Source organism: Acetobacter cibinongensis (assembly GCF_000963925.1).
Taxonomy (GTDB): Bacteria; Pseudomonadota; Alphaproteobacteria; order Acetobacterales; family Acetobacteraceae; genus Acetobacter; species Acetobacter cibinongensis.
Genome location: NZ_BAMV01000073.1, coordinates 1 through 675, shown reverse-complemented (window position 1 = coordinate 675; position 675 = coordinate 1). Strand labels below are relative to the sequence as shown.

At 55.6% G+C, this 675-nt stretch carries 1 pseudogene; it reads left to right on the top strand.

Annotation, left to right across the window (positions count from 1 at the left end):
• Positions 1-675 (top strand): annotated as a pseudogene (locus Abci_RS13910) (hypothetical protein); the annotation flags it as partial.

Here is a 675-nt window from a genome sequence, read left to right as displayed (position 1 = left end):
TGAGCAATGCCGGGACCATCTCCAACGGCACATTAGTGTCCTCTGCAACACTGTCCGTCACCAGTGGCGGTGTGACCAGCAATGTCGTTGTCTCCGGTGGCACAGAAACGCTTTACCAGAATGGGAGCGCTATTTCTGCGGTAGTAGAAGCCGATGGTGACGCTGTGGGCCAGATCATCGCGTCTGGCGGTAGTGTGCAGACGGCTACTGTCAATTTTGGCGGTTCTATTGACCTCCTCAGCGGAGCCTCTGCTGACCATGTAACACTGACTGATTCCAATACTGGCCTGACGGTATTCAGCACGGCGAGCGCAACGAACACGGTTGCGGATAAAGGCACTGTTTTTGTCTCAGGGGGACAACTGTCCTCTACGACAGTTGTGAGTGGTTCCGTTTTTGTTAATGCGAACGGACACGCGGACAATACAATCGTCTCGACAGGTCGTGTTCAGGCTTGGGATGGCGGGGTTGTTACCTCCACAACGGTAACTGGTAGTGGCACTGTTCAAGTGATTGGTACGGGCGTGGCTTCCGGGACCGTCCTGCAGGGGACTTCTGCCGGTCTGGCTGTCTTCCAAGGTGGCACGGCTGTCGATACGACGGTTGCAAGTGGTACGTTCGTTTTGGCCGCCTCAGGCACCCTTGCTGGCGTAACAACAGTTGAGCAAGGTGGTT